This window comes from Actinocrinis sp., from assembly GCF_035938995.1.
In the GTDB taxonomy this organism is placed as follows: Bacteria; Actinomycetota; Actinomycetes; order Streptomycetales; family Catenulisporaceae; genus DASZGI01.
Window position 1 is genome coordinate 31,194 of sequence record NZ_DASZGI010000020.1, and the last position, 22,246, is coordinate 53,439.

Here is a 22,246-nt window from a genome sequence, read left to right on the forward strand (position 1 = left end):
CCGCAACCCGCTCGGGTGCGGACCGACTCGAGCCGACGACCCGCGAGGTAGCCGAATGCCCTCCGACCAGACGCCCCTGAGCGAATCCGGTCTTCCGATCCGGCCGGTGTACGGCCCGGACGACCTCGAGGGCTGGGATCCGGGGCAGCGGCTGGGCGAGCCCGGCGCGTACCCGTTCACCCGCGGCGTGTACCCGACGATGTACACCGGCCGCCCGTGGACGATGCGCCAGTACGCCGGCTTCGGCACCGCGACCGAGTCCAACCGCCGCTACCAGCAGCTGATCGCGGCCGGCTCGACCGGCCTGTCGGTGGCCTTCGACCTGCCGACCCAGATGGGCTACGACTCGGACGAGCCGATCGCGCACGGCGAGGTCGGCAAGGTCGGCGTGGCGATCGACTCGGTCGAGGACATGCGCACCCTGTTCGGCGGGATCCCGCTGGACAAGGTGTCCACCTCGATGACGATCAACGCGCCCGCCTCGATCCTGCTGCTGCTCTACCAGCTGGTCGCGGAGGAACAGGGCGCCGCGCCGTCCGCGCTCACCGGCACCATCCAGAACGACATCCTCAAGGAGTACATCGCGCGCGGGACGTACATCTTCCCGCCCGCACCGTCACTCCGCCTGGTCGCCGACGTGTTCGGGTACTGCAAGCGCGAGATCCCGAAGTGGAACACGATCTCCATCTCCGGCTACCACATGGCCGAGGCCGGGGCCACGCCCGCGCAGGAGATCGCGTTCACCCTGGCCGACGGGGTCGCGTATGTGCGCGCGGCGCTCGAATCCGGCCTGGACGTCGATGAGTTCGCGCCGCGCCTCTCCTTCTTCTTCGTCGCGCGCACGACTCTGCTCGAGGAAGTGGCCAAGTTCCGCGCGGCCCGCCGCATCTGGGCGCGGGTGATGCGGGACGAATTCGGCGCGAAGGACCCGAAGTCGCAGATGCTGCGGTTCCATACGCAGACGGCGGGCGTGCAGCTGACCGCGCAGCAGCCCGAGGTGAACATGGTCCGGGTGGCGCTGCAGGGCCTCGGCGCAGTGCTCGGCGGTACCCAGTCCCTGCACACGAACTCCTTCGACGAGGCGATCGCGCTTCCGACCGAGAAGGCCGCGCGTCTCGCCCTGCGGACCCAGCAGGTCATCGCCTACGAGACGGACGTGACGAAGACGGTCGACCCGTTCGCCGGCTCGTACGTCGTGGAGTCGATGACCGACGCGCTCGAAGCCGAGATCGCCGACCTGATGCGACGGGTGGAAGACCTGGGCGGCGCGGTGGCCGCGATCGAGCACGGCTTCCAGAAGGGCGAGATCGAGCGCTCGGCCTACCAGGTGACCCAGGAGATCGACAGCGGCAAGCGGGTCGTGGTCGGCGTCAACCGGTTCACCCTGGACGCGGAGGAGCCGTATGAGCCGCTGCGGGTCGACCCGACGATCGAGATCCAACAGGCCGAGCGGCTGGCGAAGCTGCGCGCCGACCGTTCGCAGGCGGAAGTGGACCGGACGCTCGACGAGGTGAAGCGAGCGGCTTCGGGCACTGACAACGTCTTGTATCCAATGCGCCAGGCGTTGCGGGCCCGGGCGACCGTCGGTGAGGTCTCGCACGCCCTGCGCGCGGTGTGGGGGACGTACACTCCTTCGGACGCGTTCTAACGGGCTACGGCGGCATAGCACTTTAGGACCATCTTGGTTGTCCGCGAGTTCTCATATAGCGGAATCTCTGGGTTTCGCAAGGTGGTACGGACTATCGTGGGCGAATGAATTTGATCCTTCCGCTGGAGAGCGAGCGCCACGAGACCGCAGACCCCGCGTCGCGGCTCGAGGTATTCCTCGCCCAGCGGGAGGATGAGCTGATCGAATTCCGGCGGGACATCCACGCCCACCCGGAGCTCGCCCGCAAGGAACTGCGCACTACCGCGCGGCTGGTCGAGCGCCTGGAAGCTGCCGGTCTCGCCCCCCGACCCCTCCCCACCGGCGCCGGCCTGGTCTGCGACATCGATCCGGTGGAGGGCGTCCGCGTCCGCGCCGATCTTGCGCCCTTCAACGACGCGGACGTCGACCACGCGCACCTGACCGACATCCACCTCGACCGCGTCGCGCTGCACGACGCGTTCCTCGACGCTGCGGTCGACCACGCGGCGCACTGGGACGGCCGCCTGGCGATCCGCGCCGACATCGACGCGCTGCCGATCCAGGAGTCCGACCTCCTGCCATACCGCTCCACGGTCGAGGGTGTCTCCCATGCGTGCGGGCACGACCTCCACACCGCGACCGTGCTGGGCGCCGGGCTCTTCCTCGCCGAGGAGGCGCGCGCCGGACGGCTGACACGCCCGGTCCGGCTGATCTTCCAGCCGGCGGAGGAAGTGCTGCCCGGCGGGGCGCTGGACATGATCGACGCCGGCGCGCTGGACGGGGTGGCGCGCATCATCGGCGTGCACTGCGATCCGCGGGTGGACGCCGGGCACATCGGCCTGCGCGAGGGCCCGCTCACCGCCGCCTGCGACAAGATCGCGATCAAGCTCAGCGGCCCGGGCGGGCACACCTCGCGTCCGCACCTCACGGTCGACCTGATCTACGCCCTCGCCTCGCTGGTCACCGAGCTGCCCGCCGCGCTGTCACGCAGAATCGACCCGCGCGCCGGGGTCTCCCTGGTGTGGGGCGCGATCAACGCGGGCCACGCGGCGAACGCGATCCCGCAGTACGGCGAGGCACACGGCACGGTGCGCGCAATGGACCAGCGGGCCTGGGCGATCGCCCCGGACCTCCTGCTGGAACTGGTCGACGCGGTGGCCTCGGTCTACGGAGCCAAGACCGAGCTGAACTATGTGCGCGGAGTCCCGCCGGTGGTCAACGACGAGCACGTGGTCGACCTCATGCGCGAAGCGGCCCACCTGGCAGCCGGCCTCGACGGCGTCGTCCCGGTCGAGCAGTCCATGGGCGGCGAAGACTTCTCCTGGTACCTCCAGAAGATCCCCGGCGCCATGGCAAGGCTCGGCGTACGCACCCCCGGCGACCCGACCCCCCGCGACCTGCACCAGCCCACCTTCCTCGCGGACGAGTCGGCCATCGCCGTCGGCGTGCGCTTCTTCGCCCACACCGCCCTGCTCAGCTAGCCGGTCCGCTCCGTAGCCGCTTCCCCAGCCCAGCTCCGCAGTTCACTTCCCCGGCTCCCCGGCCCCGCTGGTCTGCGTTAGCTCCCTAGAGCTGCGATCCGTCGAAGCCGTCGCCTCGTGTGTCGCGCGTGCTCCCGGCCTCACTGACGCTCGGCCGTCCGCCCGCGCTGCCGCCTGCGGCTTGCCCGGCGTTCGCCGGAACTGAGTCCCGCCCTCCCTCCCTCCGCTCCGCGGCCTGGCACGCGCCGGTCGCCTCCTCGCTGCGCTGCGGGGGCTCCCGGCGCTGCGAAATCGGCTGACGTCGCGTCGACATCGACCCGGTGTGTCGACGGCTCCCCAGACGATGATCCATCCGTTCCGGGACGGAAACGGAAGGATGGCGCGAGCCCTCGCTACGTCGGTGCTGGCGAGATCGGACATCGGCGAACCCGAGTTCTCGAGCATCGAGGAATGGCTCGGCGCGAACACCGAGGACTACTACGCCGTGCTCGCGCTTACCGGTCACGGTCGATGGAACCCCCGTGACGACGCGAATCTCTCGGTGTCGTTCAACCTGCGCGCTCACCACATGCAGGCGCAGACCGTCGCACAACGCGTCGGTGAGGCCGGGCTCACGTGGACGGAGCTGGACGAACTCGTCGCACAGCATGGACTCCCGGATCGTGCGACCGACGCGATGTTCGAAGCGGTTCTTGGGTACCGCGTGCGCAGAAGCACTTACCTCAAACGCACTGGTCTTGAGGAACGGACCGGCAGCAGGGATCTCGCCGCGCTGGCGAGCGCGGGCGTCCTTACTCCGCATGGCAACGGCCAGGGCCGCTACTACACCGCCGGTGAGCCGCTCCATGAGATTCAGCAACGCCGCAGGGCCCGCCGCGAGCCGCTAAAGGACCCCTATCCGTGGATGCGGGCCCGGCTCGTCACACCCGAAGATCCGGAAGCTTCGTAGGCACTGCGGAATGCCGAGTCGATCGGGCTAAGCCCCGCCTGGCCACCGCTGGTCCGCTCGGCCCGTGATTAGCCCGTTTACAGTCACCCGGGGTGCTCCACCCCTGACCGCCGGCGGATGCTGGCTGCATGGCCGAGTTCGAGCGCATCACGGTTTCATCTCGGGTTCCCGTCGGAGCCGTTGCGGTCCCCATCGCGGGGAAAGACTCCGCCCGAATCCTCCGTCCCAGCGATCTATTCTCGCTGAGTCGGCCGCCCCGTGCCGCACAATCTTTCCTCAGGAGGCTTTGGTGAAGAAGGCCATCAAGATGACGGCGGCGCTCGCGGCGGTCGGTCTCGCCGCAGCTTGCGGCTCGAAGCCGGTCAGCAGTTCCGGCTCGTCGTCAACCGCGTCTAGCTCGAGCAGCTTCAGCGCGTGTATGGTCACCGACACCGGGGGTATCGACGACCACTCGTTCAACGCGGCGGCGTGGGCGGGCATGCAGAAGGCGCAGTCCGACGGCAAGGCGAAGGTGCGCTACGTCCAGTCCACCACCGAGAACGACTACGTGCCGAACATCAACTCGCTGGTCTCGCAGAGCTGCAACCTCGTGGTCACGGTCGGCGGCCTGATGGGCGACGCCACGAAGTCCGCCGCGGCCTCGCACGGCAGCCAGAAGTTCGCCATCGTCGACTCCAACTCCATCACGCCGAACGTCAAGGGCCTTGAGTTCAACACCGCGCAGGGCGCCTTCCTCGGCGGGTACCTGGCGGCCGGCATGAGCAAGTCGGGCAAGGTCGCCACCTTCGGCGGTCTGAACATCGGACCGGTGACGGTCTACATGGACGGCTTCTGGGAGGGCGTCCAGTACTACAACAAGCAGCACAGCACCAGCGTCCAAGTGCTCGGCTGGAACGAGACCACGCAGCAGGGCTCGTTCGCCAACTCCTTTACCGACCAGAACGCCGGTAAGCAGCTGACCAGCGGCTTCGTAAGCCAGGGAGCGGACATCATCTTCCCGGTGGCCGGCGGCACCGGACTCGGCGCGCTGGCCGCGGCCCAGCAGTCCAACGGCTCGCTGACGGCGATCTGGGTCGACACCGACGGCTGCGTCTCGGCCGCGAACTACTGCTCGGTGATCCTCACCTCTGTTCTCAAGGGCATCGCCGACGCGGTGACCAAGACCGTCGAGGACTCCTCCGCGGGCAACTTCAGCGAGACCGCGTACATCGGCACGCTGGCCAACGGCGGCACCGGCCTCGCGGACTACCACGACTTCGCCTCCAAGGTCCCCGCCTCCCTGCAGAGCGAGCTGGCCACGGTGAAGCAGAACATCATCAACGGCACTATCACGATCACCTCTAAGGCGCAGCCGACCAGCTGAGCGCGCGCATTAACGGGGCGGCTGCGGGGCGGATGTCCGGCTGGGCCGGGCGTCCGCCCCGTCCGCGCCCCATCGGCCTCGATAGCCTCCACCGGCCACACTCCTTCGCACGGAAAGGGCCTGAGGGTGCGTCTGGAACTGCGCGGGATCACCAAGCGGTTCGGATCCCTGGTCGCCAACGACCGGATCGACCTGGTCGTCGAACCCGGCGAGATCCACTGCCTGCTCGGCGAGAACGGCGCCGGCAAGTCCACGCTGATGAACGTCCTGTACGGGCTCTACCACCCGGACGAGGGCGAGATCCTGGTCGACGGCGAGGCCAAGGACTTCCACGGGCCGCGCGACGCGATCGCCGCGGGGATCGGCATGGTCCACCAGCACTTCATGCTCGTGCCGGTGTTCACGGTCGCGGAGAACGTGATCCTCGGCGACGAACCGGTGTCGGCCGCGTCCGGCGGGCCGCTGGTCGGTTGGCTGGACCGGCGCCGGGCCCGCAAGCACGTGCGCGAGGTGTCCGAGCGGTACGGCCTGCCGGTCGATCCGGACGCCCGGGTGGAGAACCTGCCGGTCGGCGTGCAGCAGCGGGTCGAGATCGTCAAGGCCCTGGTCCGCGAGGCGCAGGTGCTCATCCTGGACGAGCCGACCGCGGTGCTGACCCCGCAGGAGATCGACGAGCTGTTCGCGGTGATGAACACGCTGCGCGCGGCGGGCAAGTCGATCGTCTTCATCACGCACAAGCTCAAGGAGGTCAAGGCGATCGCCGACCGGATCACCGTGATCCGGCGCGGCCGGGTCGTCGGCGAGGCGACCCCCGCGATGACCGAGCAGGACCTGGCGTCGATGATGGTCGGCCGCGACGTGCGGCTCACCGTGGAGAAGGGGCCTGCCGCGCTGGGCGGCCCGGCGCTCGACGTGCGCGGCCTGACCGTCCTCGACCGGCACGGCAACGCGGCCGTCGACGACATCTCGTTCACCGTGCGGGCGGGCGAGATCCTGGGCATCGCCGGCGTGGACGGCAACGGTCAGTCCGAGCTGGTCCAGGCGATCATGGGGTTGCTGCCCACGCAGGCCGGCTCGATCACGCTCGACGGCAAGCAGTTGGTCGGCCTCGCCCCGCGCAAGGTGCTGGACGCGGGCGTCGGCTTCGTGCCGGAGGACCGGTCGCACGACGGCCTGGTCGGCGATTTCACCGTCGCTGAGAACCTGGTGCTCGACCTCTATACGTCGGAGCCCTTCGCCGGGGTCTTCTCGCTGGACCTCGGCGAGATCCAGCGCAACGCCAAGCTGCGGGTCGAGGAGTTCGACATCCGCCCGGCCGACCCGGACCACCTCGCCGGGCAGCTGTCCGGCGGCAACCAGCAGAAGGTCGTCGTGGCCCGGGAGATGTCCCGCCCGCTGAGCCTGCTGGTCGCCTCCCAGCCGACCCGCGGCGTGGACGTCGGCGCGCAGGAGTTCATCCACAAGCGGATCGTGGGCGAACGGGACCAGGGGCGGCCGGTGGTCATCGTGTCCACCGAACTGGACGAGGTGCTCTCGCTGGCGGACGCTATCGCGGTGATGTACCGCGGCAAGATCGTCGGCACCGTGTCGCCCGACACCTCGCGCGAGGAGATCGGCCTGCTGATGGCCGGGATCACCGAGAACGGAGCGGCCGCGGTCGGCGAAGCGCCGGAGCAGACGGCGGCCGCGGCGCCGGATCACGACGGGGCCGAAGCCGGAACAGGGCACGCCGCGGAAACCGGGCACGACGACGAGACCGAGCGGGGTCCGCAGGAGGGACGTCCATGACCACGGACACCACCCCGGAGGAGCGCGCCCAGGAGCAGGAACCCCTCGGCGGCTTCGGCGCCTCCCTCCAGAACATCTTCAGCGCCGAGAACTCGATCCTGGTGACCGTGCTGGCGATCGTGCTCGCCCTGATCGTCGGCGCGATCCTGATGGTGGTCTCGGACACCAGCGCCATGTCGAAGGCGGACTACTTCTTCCAGTCCCCGGGCGACTTCCTGTCGGCGGCCTGGCACGACATCTCCACCGGCTACTCGGCCCTGTTCAAGGGCGCCATCTTCGACCCGAAGACGGTCAACGGCACCCCGTCCCAGTTCTTCGGGCCGATCACCGGCACCCTGCTGGACGCCACCCCGCTCATCTTCGGTGGGCTGGCCGTCTCGCTCGCCTTCCGCGGCGGTCTGTTCAACATCGGCGGCCAGGGCCAGCTCATCATGGGCGCGATCTTCGCCGGCTACGTCGGCTTCGCCTGGCACCTGCCGACCGGTCTGCACGTCATCGTCGCCGTCATCGCGGGCGCGATCGGCGGCGGGCTCTACGGCCTGCTCGTCGGCGTGCTCAAAGCCTGGCGCGGCGCGCACGAGGTCATCGTCACGATCATGTTCAACTACGCGGCCTTCCTCTTCTTAGGCTGGCTGCTCAACGCCAACGGCTTCCACGACCCGCACGTGTTCGGCCAGGCGGTCTCCAAGCCCGTGGACCCGAACGCCCGGCTGCCGCACCTGTTCGGCGACTCGGTCCCGACCGACATCAGCCTGGTGATCGCGATCGCCGCGGCCGTCGTCGTGTCCTGGTTCTTCCGGCGCTCCAAGCTCGGCTTCGAGGTGCGCGCGCTGGGCTTCAACCCGTTCGCCGCGCGCACCGCCGGCATCAACGTCGGACGCACCCGAATCCTCACCATGGCGCTGTCCGGCCTGCTGTTCGGCCTGGTCGGGGTCTGCCAGACGCTGGGCACCGCGAACGCCAACAACAACTCGCTGAGCCCGAACATCGACGCCAACCTCGGCTTCACCGCGATCACCGTCGCCCTGCTCGGCCGCAACAAACCGTGGGGCATCGTCTGGGCCGCGCTGCTGTTCGGCGCGTTCGATGCCGGTGCGCCGATCATGCAGGCCAGCGCGGGCATCCGGGTCGAGATCGTGTCCGTCATCGAGGCGCTGATCGTCATCTTCGTGGCCGCCCCGCGCCTGGTTCAGGAGATCTTCCGGCTGCGCGCCCGGCGCGCCGCCGCCGCGACAGGAGGCCAGGCGTGACCACGACCAGCATCGCGGCACCCTCCGTCGGCACCGCCGCGAAGTCCGGGCGGGCCAACCTGATCGCCGGGCTCTCGCAGGCGGTCATCGGGGTCTACGCGGTCTTCGCGTTCGGCCTCGGCGCCCGCACCCAGCACAGCGCCAAAGCGGCCGTCGGCATGGCGCTGAACCCGAACGCCCCCGGCGCGCTCCACATGCAGCAGTTCCCGGCCGCCCCGGTCGCCATCGCCCTCGGCGCGTTGTGCACCGTCTGCGGCCTGGTCCGCGCCTTTGTCACGGTGAGCACCGTCGGACGGCGTTGGCTCACCTCCGGATACGTGCTCGCGTTCGTCCTGGCGTTCCTGGTCTGGGCCTCGGCCGGAACCAGCGGACGCGGCGGCATCAGCCTGCCCTTCGCGATCCAGAACACCCTGATCGCCGCGGTCCCGCTGATCCTCGGAGCGCTGTGCGGCGTCATCTGCGAGCGCTCCGGTGTGGTCAACGTCGCGATCGAGGGCCAGTTCCTGTTCGGCGCCTTCGCCGGCGCGATGGCCGCGACGATGGCCAACTCCGTCTGGGTCGGGCTGATCGCCGGCTGCTTCGGCGGCGCGCTGCTCGGCGCCCTGCTCGCGGTGCTGGCGAACCGATACCACATCGAGCAGGTCGTCCTCGGCGTCGTGCTCAACGTCTTCGCCCTGGGCCTGACCAGCTTCCTGTACACCCAGGTGCTGGCCCCGAACCAGAGCAGTTACAACAACCCGCCGATCTTCCAGGCGATCCGCATCCCCGGCCTGGCCAGCATCCCGGTGATCGGCGAAGCGCTGTTCGACAACAACATCATCCTCTACGCCACGTTCGTGATCGTCGTGATCGTGGAGATCGCCCTCTTCCGCACGCGCTGGGGCCTGCGCACGCGCGCGGTGGGGGAGCACCCGCGCGCGGCCGACACCGTCGGCATCAAGGTCCTGGGCACCCGCTACCGCAACGTCATCCTGGCCGGGCTGCTCTCCGGGCTCGGCGGCGTGTGGCTGTCGATCGGGCAGGTCGGCGCGTTCACCACCAACATGTCCTCCGGCAAGGGCTTCATCGCCCTCGCCGCGCTGATCGTCGGCCGCTGGTCGCCGGTCGGCGCGCTCGGCGCGGCGCTGCTGTTCGGCTTCTTCGGCGGCCTCGGCCAGACCCTCTCCTCGCTGCAGACCGGCGTGCCGAGCCAGTTCCTGTCCATGGCCCCGTACTTGGTCACGGTGTTCGTGGTGGCCTCGCTCGGCGGCCTGGTGCGGCCCCCGGCGGCCGAGAACCAGCCGTTCGTCAAGGGGTGAGGCGGCCGATGCCGAGCACCGAGGTGGCCGGGCCGCTGATCGACTGGGAGTCGCTGCGCGAGGTGGCGCGCGAGGCGATGCGGCATGCCTACGCCCCCTACTCGAAGTTTCCGGTCGGCGCGGCGGCCCTGGTCGACGACGGCCGGATCGTCTCGGGCTGCAACGTGGAGAACGCCTCCTACGGGCTCACCCTCTGCGCCGAGTGCGGCCTGGTCTCCGCGCTGCACGCGAGCGGCGGCGGCCGGCTGGTCGCGTTCGCCTGCGTGGACGCCGCCGGGCTGTCCCTGATGCCGTGCGGCCGGTGCCGCCAGCTGCTCTACGAACACGGCGGTCCCAGGCTGCTGCTGGACACCCCGCGCGGGATCCAGACCATGGCCGAGATGCTCCCGCAGGCCTTCGGCCCGGAGAACCTCCGATAACGCCGCACGGCGCAGACCCAGAACGACGAAACCGAGGTGCCGGCCATGGACGCCGTCGACGTGATCCGGACCAAGCGGGACCGCCGCGAGCTGACCGATGAGCAGATCGGGTGGGTGATCCGCGCCTACACCGCCGGAGCGGTCGCCGACGAGCAGATGTCCGCGCTGGCGATGGCGATCCTGCTCAACGGGATGAACCGCCGCGAGATCAACACCTGGACCGATGCGATGATCGGCACCGGAGAGCGGATGGACTTCGCCGTGCTCGACCGGCCGACCGCCGACAAGCACTCGACCGGGGGCGTCGGCGACAAGATCACGCTGCCGCTCGCGCCGCTCGTCGCCTCCTGCGGCGCGGCGGTGCCGCAGCTGTCCGGCCGGGGACTCGGCCACACCGGCGGCACACTGGACAAGCTCGAGTCGATCCCCGGCTGGCGCGCGCAGCTGTCCAACGAGGAGATGTTCGCCGTGCTGCGCGACGTCGGCGCGGTGGTCTGCGCGGCCGGGGACGGCCTCGCTCCCGCGGACAAGAAGCTCTACGCGCTGCGTGACGTCACCGGCACGGTCGAGTCGATCCCGCTGATCGCCTCGTCGATCATGTCCAAGAAGATCGCCGAGGGTACCGGCGCGCTCGTCCTGGACGTCAAGGTCGGCTCCGGCGCGTTCATGAAGGACCTCGAGCAGGCCCGCACCCTCGCCGAGATGATGGTCGCCCTCGGCGCCGACCACGGCGTGCGCACGGTCGCCCTGCTCACGGACATGGACACGCCGCTCGGCCTGACCGCCGGAAACGCCCTCGAGGTGCGCGAGTCGGTGGAGGTGCTGGCCGGCGGCGGCCCGGCGGACGTGGTCGAGCTGACCCTCGCGCTGGCCCGCGAGATGCTCGCCGCGGCCGGGATCGCGGGCGCCGATCCGGCGAAGAAGCTGGCCGACGGCTCGGCCATGGACGCGTGGCGGCGCATGATCCGGGCACAGGGCGGCAATCCCGACGCGTCGCTGCCCACCGCCCGCGAGCAGCACATCGTGACCGCTCCGGCCTCCGGCGTCCTCACCCGGCTGGACGCACTCGCGGTCGGTGTCGCGGCGTGGCGGCTCGGTGCCGGGCGCGCCCGCAAGGAGGACCCGGTGCAGGCGGGAGCCGGCGTCGAACTGCACGCCAAGCCGGGCGACCGGATCATGGCCGGCGCGCCGCTGCTCACGCTCCACACCGACACGCCTGAACGCTTCGAGGCCGCCCTGGAGGCGCTGTCGGACGCGTACGACATCGGCGGTGCATTAGCTGACGCAGCATTATCCGATACGGCATCATCCGACGCAGCATCACCAAACGCACCGTCACCAAACGCACCGTCAGACGCAAGCGCATCCGTGCGCTCGTCGCGTCCGCTCATCCTGGACCGCATAACCAACTAGGGTGCTGCGGTGACTGAATCGACCCTCCCCACCCCCGACGAGATCAAGCAGGCCCCGAAAGTCGCCCTGCACGATCACCTCGACGGCGGCCTGCGCCCGCAGACCGTCATCGAACTGGCTGATCTGGCCGGCTACACCGGACTGCCCGACCGCGACGCCGCGAAGCTGGGCGCCTGGTTCCGCGACGCAGCCGACTCCGGCTCGCTGCCGCGCTACCTCGAGACCTTCGACCACACCATCGCGGCCATGCAGACCGCCGACGCGCTGCGCCGGGTCGCCGCCGAGACCGTGGAAGATCTGGCCGCGGACGGCGTCGTCTACGCCGAGAGCCGCTTCGCGCCGGAGCAGCACCTGCGCAACGGGCTGAGCCTCGACGAGGTGGTCGAGGCGGTCAACGCGGGCCTGCGCGAGGGCGAGGAGCGGGCCGCGGTCGCGGGCCACTTCATCAAGGTCGGCACGATCGTGTGCGCCATGCGGCAGAACCTGGAGCCCGGCCACAGCCTTCGGATCGCCGAACTCGCGGTGCGGCACCGGGACACCGGCGTCGTCGGCTTCGACATCGCCGGGCCCGAACTCGGCTTCGGCCCGGACCTGCACGCCGACGCCTTCAAGTACCTGCGCGAACAGTTCTTCCGGTTCACGATCCACTCCGGCGAGGCCGACGGCCCGTCCTCGGTCGGCGCCGCGGTGCTCAACGGCGCGGACCGGCTCGGCCACGGCGTGCGGATCATCGAGGACATCGACTTGACCGAGGAGGAGCCCAAGCTCGGCCGGCTCTCGGCCTACGTGCGGGACAAGCGGATCGCGCTCGAGGTCTGCCCCAGCTCCAACCTGCAGATCGGGCTCGCCGGCGACATCGCCGACCACCCGATCCAGAAGCTGTACGAGCTCGACTTCAACATCACAGTCAGCTGCGACAACCGGCTGATGAGCGGCACCTCGATGAGCCGCGAGCTGGGCCTGCTGGTGGACACCTTCCACTGGGACCTGTCCGACCTGGAACTGGTCGCCCTCAACGGCATCGACGCCGCGTTCCTGCCGCACGACGTGCGCGACGCGATCGCCGACCAGATCATCAACCGCTTCGTCGACCTGCGCGGCGACGAAGAAGAGTAGGCGCGAGGGAAAAGCGAAAGCACCGAGCACGGCGCGTCGCCCCCGGGGAAGAGCGGCCTTGTCCGCTACTCGCCGGTGGGCGACGCGGACCCGGCACCCTGCAGCGGTACCGGCACGTACTGGATCGTGGTGTCCGAACAGCCGACCCAGATCATGCTCGAGGGCTGGCCCATCTGCTCTATCCCGATCGAGTCGGTCCCGTCGATGTACTGCATCGTGCAGATGAACTCCGAGCGGGCGCGCGAGGTCAGCGGCGAGGAGAGCCCGAAGGCGTACCGCTCCTGCTCGGCGTTGGGCGTGGCCAGCAGCTTCGCCGGGAGCGCCGAGGTGTAGCCCTGCGCCTTCTCGTCGGCGGTCGGGCCGTTCAGCAGCTGGCGCAGGACGAATCCCTCGTTGACTGTGCTCGTGGCCGGCCGGTAGACGGGGGCCAGCTTGTCGCCCTGGTAGAAGAAGAGAACGTACTGGTCCGAGCCGATCGTCGCGGGCAGACCGTTCGGTGCGGACGCCGGGGCCGCGGCGGGGGCGGCGCCGAGCGAGGTGATGCCGCTCGGCTCGATGCCGCAGGCGGCGAGCGCGGGCAGCAGCGCGGCGCAGCCGACGACCAGCCGGACCCGGCTGCGTCTGCCGCCTCGCGCGATCACGTCCTGGCCCCTTGCCTGTCCCTCGTCGATCCGCCGCTTGTCGATTCGCCCCAGGACCGGCGGCCGTCCGAGGGACCCTGTCCGCTGCGGGAAGAGCCGTCCGAGGACGCGCCCCATGTCGGCGCGTCGGAATCGTCCGCCGCCGCGCCGCCTGACCCACTGGGGAACCTAAGAGTGAAGACGGCTCCGCCTTCGGGGCGGTTCCGGGCTGACAACTCGCCGCCGTGCATCCGGGCGTTCTCGAACGCGATCGACAGGCCCAAGCCGCTGCCTTCGGACCGGCCGCGCGCCTTATCCGCCTTGTAGAACCGGTCGAAGATGTGCGGCAACGCCTCGGCCGGGATGCCCGGTCCGGAGTCCGCGACCTGCACAACGACGTATTCGCCCTGGTCGTAGAGCTGCAGCGCGACCGGCTCACCGCCGTGCTTAAGCGCGTTGCCGACGAGGTTCGCCACCACCACGTCGATGCGGCGCGCGTCCACCCGCGCAGGCACCAGCGGCGGCGCGGTCACCATGACCTTGCTGGTCCAGCCGCGGGTCGCCAGCGTCGCCTCGATCAGTTCGGCGAGGTTGATGTCCTCGACCCGCATCGCCGCGGTTCCCGCGTCGAACCGGGAGATCTCCATCAGGTCCTCGACCAGCCGGGCCAGCCGCTTGGTCTCGTTGGCGATCAGGTGCGCGGCCGAGATGGTGGTCGGGTCGGCGCTCTCCACGTCCTCCAACACCTCGGTGACCGCCGTCATCGCGGTCAGCGGAGTACGCAGCTCGTGGGAGACGTCGGCGACGAACCGGCGGGAGGCCGCGTCCATGGCGCGCAGCTCGTCCATCGACCGGGCCAGCGCCGCGGCCGTCTCGTTGAAGGTGTGCGAGACGTCGGCGATCTCGTCGGTGCCCTTGACCTCGAGCCGCACGTCCAGGTCGCCCTGGCCGAGCATCCGCGCGGCGTGGCCGAGGCGGCGGATCGGCACCAGGACGTTGCGGGTGGCCAGGAACGCCACGCCGGCCGCGCCGACCAGCGCCAGGCCGCCGGAGACCGAGCCGATGGTGATCAGCTCGGTCAGGATGTTCTGCTCGTCGTCCAGCGGGGTGAACAGGAACATCTGGGGCCCGCCGGACTGGAGCGTGGTGCCGGTGAGTTCGTAGGGCACGCCGCGCACGATCACCCGCTGCTGGGCCAGCTCCGTCTTCGCGGCGTCCATGAACGAGGGCGGGATGTCCTGGATGCCGATATCCGAGTTGCTCTGCGCCGATCCGCGCGGGGTGACCAGCACGAAGTAGCCCCCGCGCTTGGCCAGCTGGGAGGCGATCTGCGCGTCCTGGGGCCCGGAGGTGGACTGGATCAGCTGCTGGCCGGCGAGCTGCACCGCGTCGGTCAGCTCGGTGGCCGCCCCGCTGGCGACCCGGTTCAGCAGGCTGTCGCGCAGCAGGAAGTACGAGGAGCCGGTGATGATCGCCGCGGTGATCAGGGCGACCGCGGCGAAGCCGATGAACAGCCGGGTGCGCATCCCGGACAGCCGGAAACGCCTGCGATGCAGCCCGCCTCGGCGTCGGCGCATCGGACCCGGCCGCTCGGGCTCACTCCCAGGGGCGGAGCGGCTCGGCCAGGCCGCGTCCCGCAGGACGGGCAGACCCGCCGTCGTCGAGGCCGACAGGGCGGGCGCCGGACGCCACGACTCCCCTTCCGCGCCGGGTTCCGGTGCTATGCGGGTCACTGCGGGCTCACCTCGGGGGGTCCAGCCGGTACCCGATGCCGCGCACCGTTCGTATGAGCCGCGGATCCGACGGCACGACCTCGACCTTCGCCCGCAGCCGCTGGACGCAGGCGTCCACCAGGCGCGAGTCGCCGAGGTAGTCGTGATCCCAGACCAGGCGCAGCAGCTGCTGCCGGGAGAGCGCCTGGCCGGGCCGGCGGGACAGCTCGACCAGCAGCTTGAGCTCGGTCGGGGTCAGCGAGATCGGCAGGCCGGCGCGGGTGACGGTCATCGCGGCCCGGTCCACGACCAGGTCCCCGAAGACGGCGGTGTCCCCGGCCTCGGGCGCGCTGTTGCCGTGGCGGCGCAGCACCGCCCGGATGCGGGCGTCGAGCACCCGCGGCTGGACCGGTTTGACCACATAGTCGTCGGCGCCGGACTCCAGGCCGACCACCACGTCGATGTCGTCGCTGCGCGCGGTCAGCAGGATGATCGGCACCTGGTCGGTGCGGCGGATCCGGCGGCAGATCTCGAAGCCGTCGATCCCGGGGAGCATCACGTCGAGCACGACAAGCTCCGGGCGCTGCGTCTGCCAGAGTTCCAGGGCCTGCTCGCCGGTGGCTGCCGTCGTGACCTGGTGGCCCTGCCGGGTCAGGGCGAGCTCGATCGCCATACGGATCGACGGGTCGTCTTCGACGAGGAGGAGGCTCGGCACCTACCCATTCTTACCGAAGACATGCCTGACAGGGCGAGACGGGGCCAGGATTTAGCCTACCTTCACGGGAATCATGACGCCGTGTGATTAGAAGATGACCGATCCGTGACAACTCACCGGTGAAAATCACACAGCGTCGCCGTAGTCCGTGCAGCGCGTCGTCGTCCGGACCGCTGTTCCAAAGCTGTGACGCGGGCCGGACCGGACGATGAAGTGCGGGGGTGAAGCTGGTGCACATGAGCTTCCTGACTCTTGCACCACCTCCGACCCCCGCTGAGAACCTTGACGCGGATGCGGAGCTGAACGGTTCCCGCAAGCCGGCCCACGGTCCGGGCGCCCCCGCGGACTTCGCCGCGTACGTGGCCGAGCGCCGCTCCGCCCTGCTGCGCACCGCGCACCAGGTGGCCGGCGACCGCACCGAGGCCGAGGACCTCCTCCAGGAGGGCCTGCTCAAGACGTACCAGGCCTGGCACCGCATCGAGGACAAGGCGGTCGTCGGGTCCTACCTGCGCCGCACCATGACCAACCACCAGATCTCGCAGTGGCGCAAGCGCCGGGTCGAGGAGTACCCGACCGACGAGCTGCCCGAGCGCGGCTACGACGGCGAGTCGATGACGCAGGTCGAGATGCGCGTCGCGGTGGCACGCGCGTTGATGCGGCTGTCCGCGCGAGACCGCGAGGCGCTGTCGCTGCGCTACTACGGTTCGTACACGGACACCGAGATCGCGGAGCGGATGGGCGTCTCGGTCGGAACGGTCAAGTCCGCGCTGTGGCGGGCGCTGCGCAAGCTGCGCGACGATCCGGCGCTGCGGCCCCTCGCCGTCTATGTGTCGTCTAACAGCGAGTGGTCCGCCGCCGCCTAGTCGGGCCGCGGGCGGTCGTCGAACGTTTGTTGACCAGTCGTCAAGACACTGCCGCGGTTTTCCCGGGCCGCGGCCCCTTCAGTGACGCTCGGTCATGTGGGATTCTTGCGCGGAACAGAACGAAAACCGGAACCGGGAGTGTGTCGCGCTGTCATGTCTGACACGTTGAAGAAGCTGCGGGAGCCGGCGGCGCTTGCCGCCGTCGCGTACGGAGGGCTGGTGCTGCTCTCCGCCGTGATCAATCTGCTAGTCCCGCCGTCGTACAACGGGGCGGCGCAGTCCTTCGCATCCCGCGCCTACGACCAGGCACCGGTGTTTCTGAACTTCAGTGTGGCGCTGGCCATCGGGATCGCGGTGTACCTGGCGAACGAGGTCGAGCCTGCACTGGGCCGCGCGAAGCTGGTGACGCTCGCCGCCCTCATCGAGGGCGGCGTGGCGGCGGTGTTCGGCGTGGTGACCGCGCTGGCACTGTTCGGCGCGGACGGCCCGCCCGGACAGACCAAGCTGGCCCAGTTCTTCATCGCCCTGGGCGGCGCCGCGGTGGTCGCGGTCGCGGCGTGGTACGCGTGGCTGAGCTGGCAGCGGCACGCGGTGCCGAAGGCGCAGCCGGTCGCCCCCGGTGCGGGCGCGGCCTGGCCGGGCGCGAGCGGCTACCCGCAGCAGCCGAGCCCCCCGCCCGGCGGGTTCGGGTGGACGCCGCAGCAGCAGCCCCCGTACGGCGCGCAGCAGCCGGGAGCGGGAGCGGGAATGCCCGGTCAGCCCCAGCAGCCGCCGCCTGGCTCGCCGACGCCGTTCGGCTCCGACCGCACGCAGTTGCTGCCGCCGGTACAGCAGGGCGGGGCGCAGCCGGGGCACGGTATGCAGGGAATGCCAGGTGCGCAGACCCAGGCGCAGCCCGCGCTGCCCCCGACGATGCAGGGATACGCGCCGCAGCCGCAGCCGTGGTCGCCTGGAGTCACCGGGCAGCAGTTTCCCCAGCAGCCGCAACAGCAGCAGCCGCAACAGCAGCAGCCGCAGCCCGAGCAGGACCAGCCGCCCGGCGGCGGCTTCCCGATCGGCGACTGGCGCTCGGAGTAGGAGAAGACAGGAGCCGCTGCCGCCCGCGAAGCTGACGCGGCGACAAGCCGCCGCACAGACTGCGCAGCGACGGGCACCCGCTGACGAGTACCCGCTCGCACAATTGCTCCGCAGGAGTGACAGCGACGTGACTGTCCGTGACTTCGGACCGGTCCCCGGGGTTTGCCCGGGGACCGGTCCGTTTTCGGACGTCGTTTCGCGAAGAGCGTGGGTGGATTCATGCGTCAGGCTACGAGGATCAACCGAGCGGCGGCCGCCGAGGAGGGCGCCGAATCCCGGTCCGGGGCGCGGCGGGCGATCGCGCTGGGGATGCTCGGTGCCGGCGCGCTGGTCGGCATGGCAGCTCCGGCCGCGACCGCCGCGACCACGAACATGGGTGCTGCAACCACGACCGCGGATGCCGGGTCTACCGTCGCGACGACGGAATCCCAGACCGGCACCGCTGCCGTGGGCACGGGGTCTGCCGCCACGCCGACGGGGATGGAAGCCGCTATTCCGGCGACGAGCGTGGGGTCTGCCGCCACGGCGACGGATGCCGGGTCTGCTGCAGCGTCCGCAAGCGCGAAGTCCGTCACAGCCGCTACGGGCGCGGGGACGGACGCTGCCCAGTCGCCCGCGAACGAGTCCGAAGCGGCAGCTGGGACCGCCCCCGCCGCGTCCACGAGAACCATCGCGCAGACCCGCACCGCGAACTGGTCGCGCCTCGGACAGATCAAGCTGTATCCGCTCGCAGGCACCTCCGTCGACCCGCTGTCGAACGTCGTCGGCACTAACCTCAGTGGGCTGCCGCTCTCCACTGCGCCCGTCAACGCGGTCTTCTCGGACGGCCTCCCGCTCCGGGATCTCCCGGTCATCGGAGCCGTATTGGCTGCCCCGGCCTCCGCGTCTTCCGCTTCCGGTATCGCCGACTCTGGTGCTGATGCCGCATCTGCGTCGGCTCCCGGCGCTGCCGCTGACGTCGCAGCTGCGCCGACCCCCGGCCCTGCTGACGGTGCGCCCGCCGCCGCCCCTGCCGGCTCCGGCTCCGGCTCCGGCGCCGCAGCCGAATAGCGACCGCCCTCTCTACCGATCTCCGCCCCCTATCCCACCTCCCGTCCTTCGCCCGCCTGTACATTCCGACGCATGGCGATTGCGGCGACTGCGAGATTGCGGCCACGGTGAGCGGCGTGATTTCACGATCGCGCCTGCTCGCTCGTGGCCGCGATCTCATGTCCCGCATGTCTGCTGGCACGTCCGGCGGTGCGCCTGCGCCCGGCCGTCCGCCTGACGACGCATCCGCCCCCACCTCTACCCGCGCGCCCGCGTCCGGCCCTCTGCCCGGCGACTCATCCGCCCCCACCTCCGCCTCCACCCGCGCGCCTGCGCCTGGCGGCGCGTCTTCCTCCCGCGCGCCTGCTGGCACGTCCGGCGGTGTGCCCGCGTCCGGCCGTCCGTCCGACGACTCATCCACCCCCACGCCCACCCGCACCCCCACGCCTGCGTCCGCTGGCGCGTCCGCATCCCGCGCGCGGGGGCGCCTCGTGGCGCTCATCGCCATCTGTGCCGCGTTGCCGTTCGCGCTCACCGCGATCGTCGTCCTCGCACGCCCAGATACGTTCGTGCTGCGCGGCGACTCGGCCGTCATCGAGCTCGCCGTCCGAAACGCCGCCGAGTTCGCCCAGCAGCTCGGGCCGTACTCCCGCTTCGGCTGGACCCACCCGGGTCCGCTTTGGTTCTACGCACTCGTGCCGATCTATGTCCTCGGCGGCGAGACTGCGGCCTCGCTCCTCGCCTCCGTCGAATTCCTGAATGCGGTCTTCTGCGTGCTGATCGTGCTCGCTGCCGCGCGTCGACGCGTTGGGTCGGCGATCGGCGCCGCCGCTGCGGTGCTCATCTTCACGCTTGCCGCGCCGAATGCTGTGTTTGCGGAGATCTGGAATCCGTACGCGACCGTGCTTCCCGCGCTTCTCTTTCTCGTCCTCATTGCCAGAGCAGCGGACGGTTCTGCGCTTTGGCTTCTCGGCGCACTGATCGTCGGGTCGTTCCTGGTGCAGACGCATCTGGGGACCGCGCTCCCCGTTTTCGCCTGCTTGATCGCTGTCGTGCTGTTCATGGCGATCAGCCGCGCACCAACGATCCTCCGCCGTCTCCGCTCGTCTCGGCCTCGTATCCGCCGCTCTCGCGCTCTCGCGGCCTTTGCAGGCACCACGATTCTCTTCGCCGTCTGGATTCCGCCGCTCCAGGACCAACTGAGCGGGACACGGAACCTCACCACGATCGCCCGATTCCTCAAAGCCATACACAAGACCGGCACCGGTCACACCGCTGCACAGGGATTTGCCCTCATCGAGCGGCTAGCGATCCCGCCTTCGTGGTCGATCGACATGGTGTCCGTTCTCACGCCGCATTCTGTCTCGGCTGCGGTCGTATGCGGACTGTGCGGCGTCGTCCTCGTCAACGTCGCGATTGCCGTCGTCGCCTGGCGCTGCGCCGCACATGTGGCCACATACATCGCCGCTCTTGCCGTCCTCCTTGTGCCGCTTGGCATCGCGGCCGTCGTGCAGATCGACGGCAATCTTCACAACTACCTCATCGCGTGGTTCCTGGCCGCGCCTGCGGCGACTGTGCTCGCCGCCTGCCTGCTCCTCGCCGAGGTTCGATTTCGGACGGCGCCACGCGGCCGCGTTGCCGCGAACGTCGGCTCGGCGCTCGCCGTCGCGCTCGTTCTCCTCACCGGAACTGCGACAGCCGTGCTCGTGCCGCGCGCGGGGCATTCGGCCGATTGCTGCACTCAAAACGGCATCCTCGCCGCCGACCGATCGCTTCTTGCCGCTACGGGAACGCCGTCCCACAGCGGCGCGCCGATCGACATCCGATATGACGCCAACGGGGAATGGCCGCTCGCTACCGCGCTCGCCGCGTCGTTGGCCGAGCACGGCTGGAGTCCTCACCTTCCAGCCGCGGTGGCGGGGACGTTCAAGCTCCCCGCCACCGATGATGATCCGACCGCGCCCACAGTATGGATCCAGACCGGTACGGAGCAGCCGCCTCGCGGTTACCGAGTCATTGCTCGCGTGCCGGGGGCCGCGATGTGGCAGAGCGGTGACTTCGTCGGCATCGTCGAGCTCCGCCGATGAGACTTCCGTCGGCCTCGCACGTCACTTGTTGGGACGTCACACGCCGACCGGGTGCCAGACCGTCTTGATCTCCAGGAAGGACATCATCCGATCCAGACCGGGATCGGATGACCAGTCCGGGTCGGGGACCGGGCGCCGGATGCGCTTGAGGTTCTGCGCGCCGGCCCGCTCCATCTCGGTGGCCAGGCTCGCGTCGGAGACGCCGGTGAGGTCCAGCGCGTCCACGTCGAGGTGCTCGGCTAGCGGCTTGCTCAACTCGGTGACCCGGCCGGTCAGCATGTTGACGACGCCGCCGGGGAGGTCGGAGGTGGCCAGCACCTCGGCGAGCGTTATCGCTGGCAGGCCCGCCGCTTCCGGAGCCACCAGTACCGCCGTGTTCCCGGAAACGATCACCGGTGCCAGCACGCTGACGAGGCCCAACAGTGACGGCCGCACCGGGGCGAACACGGCGACCACGCCGGTCGGCTCGGGCGAGGAGACGTTCCAGTACGGACCCGCGACCGGATTGACCGTGCCGCGCACCTGGCTGAGCTTGTCGGACCAGCCCGCGTACCAGACCCAGCGGTCGATCGCGGCATCCACCTGCGCTTCGGCGGCCTCGGCCGGGAGCCCGTCCACCGCGGAGACTTCGGCGACGAACTGGTCGCGGCGCCCCTCCAGCATCTCGGCGATGCGGTAAAGGATCTGGCCGCGGTTGTACGCGGTCGCGCCGGACCAGCCGCCGAAGGCCGCGCGGGCCGCCTTCACCGCGTCACGCGCGTCCTTGCGGGAGCCGAGGGCCGCGTTTGCCAGGAATGCTCCCTGCGCTGAGGTCACCTCGAAGCTCCGTCCGCTCTCCGAGCGCGGGAACGCGCCTCCGATAAAGAGCTTGTAGGTCTTGCGCACGGCGAGTCGAACGGAGTCTGCGCCCGGCATCCGGTCGGACACGGTGTCAGACGTGGTCTGGGCGGGGGCGACGACGGCAGACGACGACTCGGCTGAGGCCTTATGGGGCACGGCGTCGGATTGGCTGCCATCGCTGCGCGTGGCCGTGTGGGATGTGGCGTCGGGCGTTTGTTCGGCGACGGCGGTGGCCTTGGGAGCCGAGTTCGCCTTCGCACCGGACTTGGGCTTGCTGTCCTTGCCGTTCTTGGCGGACCCGGGAGTGTCAGACATCGAGGTAGGCCTCCAAGCCGTGCGCGCCGCCCTCCCGGCCGTAGCCGGACTCGCGGTAGCCGCCGAACGGGGACGATGGATCGAACTTGTTGAACGTGTTCGCCCACACCACGCCGGCGCGCAGCTTCTTGGCGACGGACAGGATGCGCGAGCCCTTCTCGGTCCACACGCCCGCCGACAGGCCGTAGGGCGTGTTGTTGGCCTTTGCCACGGCCTCCTCGGGGGTGCGGAAGGTCAGCACCGAGAGCACCGGGCCGAAGATCTCCTCGCGGGCGATCCGGTGT

20 protein-coding genes are annotated in these 22,246 nt (G+C 70.1%); 13 read left to right on the forward strand and 7 right to left on the reverse strand.

Annotation, left to right across the window (positions count from 1 at the left end; translation table 11 throughout):
- The first annotated feature begins 55 nt into the window (after nt 1-55).
- From VGZ32_RS01105 to VGZ32_RS01115, 3 genes are all read left to right on the forward strand, one after another.
- On the forward strand, nt 56-1,648 hold the full coding sequence (locus tag VGZ32_RS01105; RefSeq protein ID WP_326883850.1) for an acyl-CoA mutase large subunit family protein: 1,593 nt from the start codon (nt 56-58) through the stop codon (nt 1,646-1,648).
- A 104-nt stretch (nt 1,649-1,752) separates the two neighbouring features.
- The gene (locus tag VGZ32_RS01110) at nt 1,753-3,108 is read left to right on the forward strand and encodes an amidohydrolase (protein ID WP_326883851.1); all 1,356 of its coding nucleotides are present in this window, start codon (nt 1,753-1,755) and stop codon (nt 3,106-3,108) included.
- 343 nt (nt 3,109-3,451) lie between these two features.
- Nucleotides 3,452-4,057, forward strand: a complete 606-nt coding sequence (locus VGZ32_RS01115) for a Fic family protein (RefSeq protein WP_326883869.1) — start codon at nt 3,452-3,454, stop codon at nt 4,055-4,057.
- A gap of 276 nt (nt 4,058-4,333) precedes the next feature.
- Here VGZ32_RS01115 and VGZ32_RS01120 read toward each other — a convergent pair whose 3' ends face one another.
- A complete protein-coding gene (locus VGZ32_RS01120) occupies nt 4,334-4,483 on the reverse strand; it encodes a hypothetical protein (RefSeq protein WP_326883852.1) in 150 nt (49 codons plus the stop codon).
- On the opposite strand from VGZ32_RS01120, the gene VGZ32_RS01125 reads away from it, so the two are divergent.
- The 7 genes from VGZ32_RS01125 (at nt 4,476) to VGZ32_RS01155 (ending at nt 12,704) form a co-directional block, all read left to right on the forward strand.
- The gene (locus VGZ32_RS01125; RefSeq protein ID WP_326883853.1) at nt 4,476-5,420 is read left to right on the forward strand and encodes a BMP family ABC transporter substrate-binding protein; all 945 of its coding nucleotides are present in this window, start codon (nt 4,476-4,478) and stop codon (nt 5,418-5,420) included. The two genes, VGZ32_RS01120 and VGZ32_RS01125, sit on opposite strands and share 8 nt — an antisense overlap.
- 126 nt (nt 5,421-5,546) lie before the next feature.
- Nucleotides 5,547-7,208 (forward strand): ABC transporter ATP-binding protein, encoded by a 1,662-nt coding sequence (locus tag VGZ32_RS01130; RefSeq protein ID WP_326883854.1) that lies wholly within the window; start codon nt 5,547-5,549, stop codon nt 7,206-7,208.
- Nucleotides 7,205-8,458, forward strand: a complete 1,254-nt coding sequence (locus VGZ32_RS01135) for an ABC transporter permease (protein ID WP_326883855.1) — start codon at nt 7,205-7,207, stop codon at nt 8,456-8,458. The genes VGZ32_RS01130 and VGZ32_RS01135 overlap by 4 nt, the downstream gene beginning before the upstream one ends.
- Nucleotides 8,455-9,756: an ABC transporter permease gene (locus VGZ32_RS01140; RefSeq protein WP_326883856.1), complete on the forward strand. Its 1,302-nt coding sequence runs from the start codon at nt 8,455-8,457 to the stop codon at nt 9,754-9,756. Before VGZ32_RS01135 ends, VGZ32_RS01140 begins: the two co-directional genes overlap by 4 nt.
- An 8-nt stretch (nt 9,757-9,764) precedes the next feature.
- Nucleotides 9,765-10,175, forward strand: a complete 411-nt coding sequence (locus tag VGZ32_RS01145; RefSeq protein ID WP_326883857.1) for a cytidine deaminase — start codon at nt 9,765-9,767, stop codon at nt 10,173-10,175.
- 45 nt (nt 10,176-10,220) lie between these two features.
- Complete coding sequence (locus tag VGZ32_RS01150) at nt 10,221-11,588, forward strand: thymidine phosphorylase (protein WP_326883858.1); 1,368 nt, start codon at nt 10,221-10,223, stop codon at nt 11,586-11,588.
- Between the two features lie 9 nt (nt 11,589-11,597).
- The gene (locus VGZ32_RS01155) at nt 11,598-12,704 is read left to right on the forward strand and encodes an adenosine deaminase (RefSeq protein ID WP_326883859.1); all 1,107 of its coding nucleotides are present in this window, start codon (nt 11,598-11,600) and stop codon (nt 12,702-12,704) included.
- A 65-nt stretch (nt 12,705-12,769) separates the two neighbouring features.
- Here the strand turns inward: VGZ32_RS01155 and VGZ32_RS01160 are convergent, their stop codons facing one another.
- The 3 genes from VGZ32_RS01160 to VGZ32_RS01170 are packed head-to-tail and all read right to left on the reverse strand — an operon-like array spanning nt 12,770 to nt 15,751.
- Nucleotides 12,770-13,345, reverse strand: a complete 576-nt coding sequence (locus VGZ32_RS01160) for a hypothetical protein (RefSeq protein ID WP_326883860.1) — start codon at nt 13,343-13,345, stop codon at nt 12,770-12,772.
- Nucleotides 13,342-15,057, reverse strand: a complete 1,716-nt coding sequence (locus VGZ32_RS01165) for a HAMP domain-containing sensor histidine kinase (RefSeq protein ID WP_326883861.1) — start codon at nt 15,055-15,057, stop codon at nt 13,342-13,344. The genes VGZ32_RS01160 and VGZ32_RS01165 overlap by 4 nt, the downstream gene beginning before the upstream one ends.
- Nucleotides 15,058-15,064: 7 nt before the next feature.
- On the reverse strand, nt 15,065-15,751 hold the full coding sequence (locus VGZ32_RS01170) for a response regulator transcription factor (protein WP_326883862.1): 687 nt from the start codon (nt 15,749-15,751) through the stop codon (nt 15,065-15,067).
- A 236-nt stretch (nt 15,752-15,987) separates the two neighbouring features.
- Between VGZ32_RS01170 and VGZ32_RS01175 the strand changes: the two genes are divergently transcribed.
- Nucleotides 15,988-16,614, forward strand: a complete 627-nt coding sequence (locus tag VGZ32_RS01175) for a SigE family RNA polymerase sigma factor (RefSeq protein ID WP_326883863.1) — start codon at nt 15,988-15,990, stop codon at nt 16,612-16,614.
- A 153-nt stretch (nt 16,615-16,767) separates the two neighbouring features.
- Complete coding sequence (locus tag VGZ32_RS01180) at nt 16,768-17,691, forward strand: hypothetical protein (protein ID WP_326883864.1); 924 nt, start codon at nt 16,768-16,770, stop codon at nt 17,689-17,691.
- 224 nt (nt 17,692-17,915) lie between these two features.
- Here the strand turns inward: VGZ32_RS01180 and VGZ32_RS01185 are convergent, their stop codons facing one another.
- Nucleotides 17,916-18,545, reverse strand: coding sequence for a hypothetical protein (locus VGZ32_RS01185; RefSeq protein WP_326883865.1), 630 nt, complete (start codon nt 18,543-18,545; stop codon nt 17,916-17,918).
- A gap of 666 nt (nt 18,546-19,211) precedes the next feature.
- Between VGZ32_RS01185 and VGZ32_RS01190 the strand changes: the two genes are divergently transcribed.
- Complete coding sequence (locus VGZ32_RS01190) at nt 19,212-20,807, forward strand: hypothetical protein (RefSeq protein ID WP_326883866.1); 1,596 nt, start codon at nt 19,212-19,214, stop codon at nt 20,805-20,807.
- A 36-nt stretch (nt 20,808-20,843) separates the two neighbouring features.
- On the opposite strand, the gene VGZ32_RS01195 is transcribed toward VGZ32_RS01190, so the two are convergent.
- Together VGZ32_RS01195 and VGZ32_RS01200 are read right to left on the reverse strand one after the other, a co-directional pair.
- On the reverse strand, nt 20,844-21,722 hold the full coding sequence (locus tag VGZ32_RS01195) for an aldehyde dehydrogenase family protein (RefSeq protein ID WP_349263440.1): 879 nt from the start codon (nt 21,720-21,722) through the stop codon (nt 20,844-20,846).
- Between the two features lie 232 nt (nt 21,723-21,954).
- Nucleotides 21,955-22,246: aldehyde dehydrogenase family protein (locus VGZ32_RS01200; RefSeq protein ID WP_326883868.1), on the reverse strand; the 292-nt coding region annotated here is incomplete at its 5' end.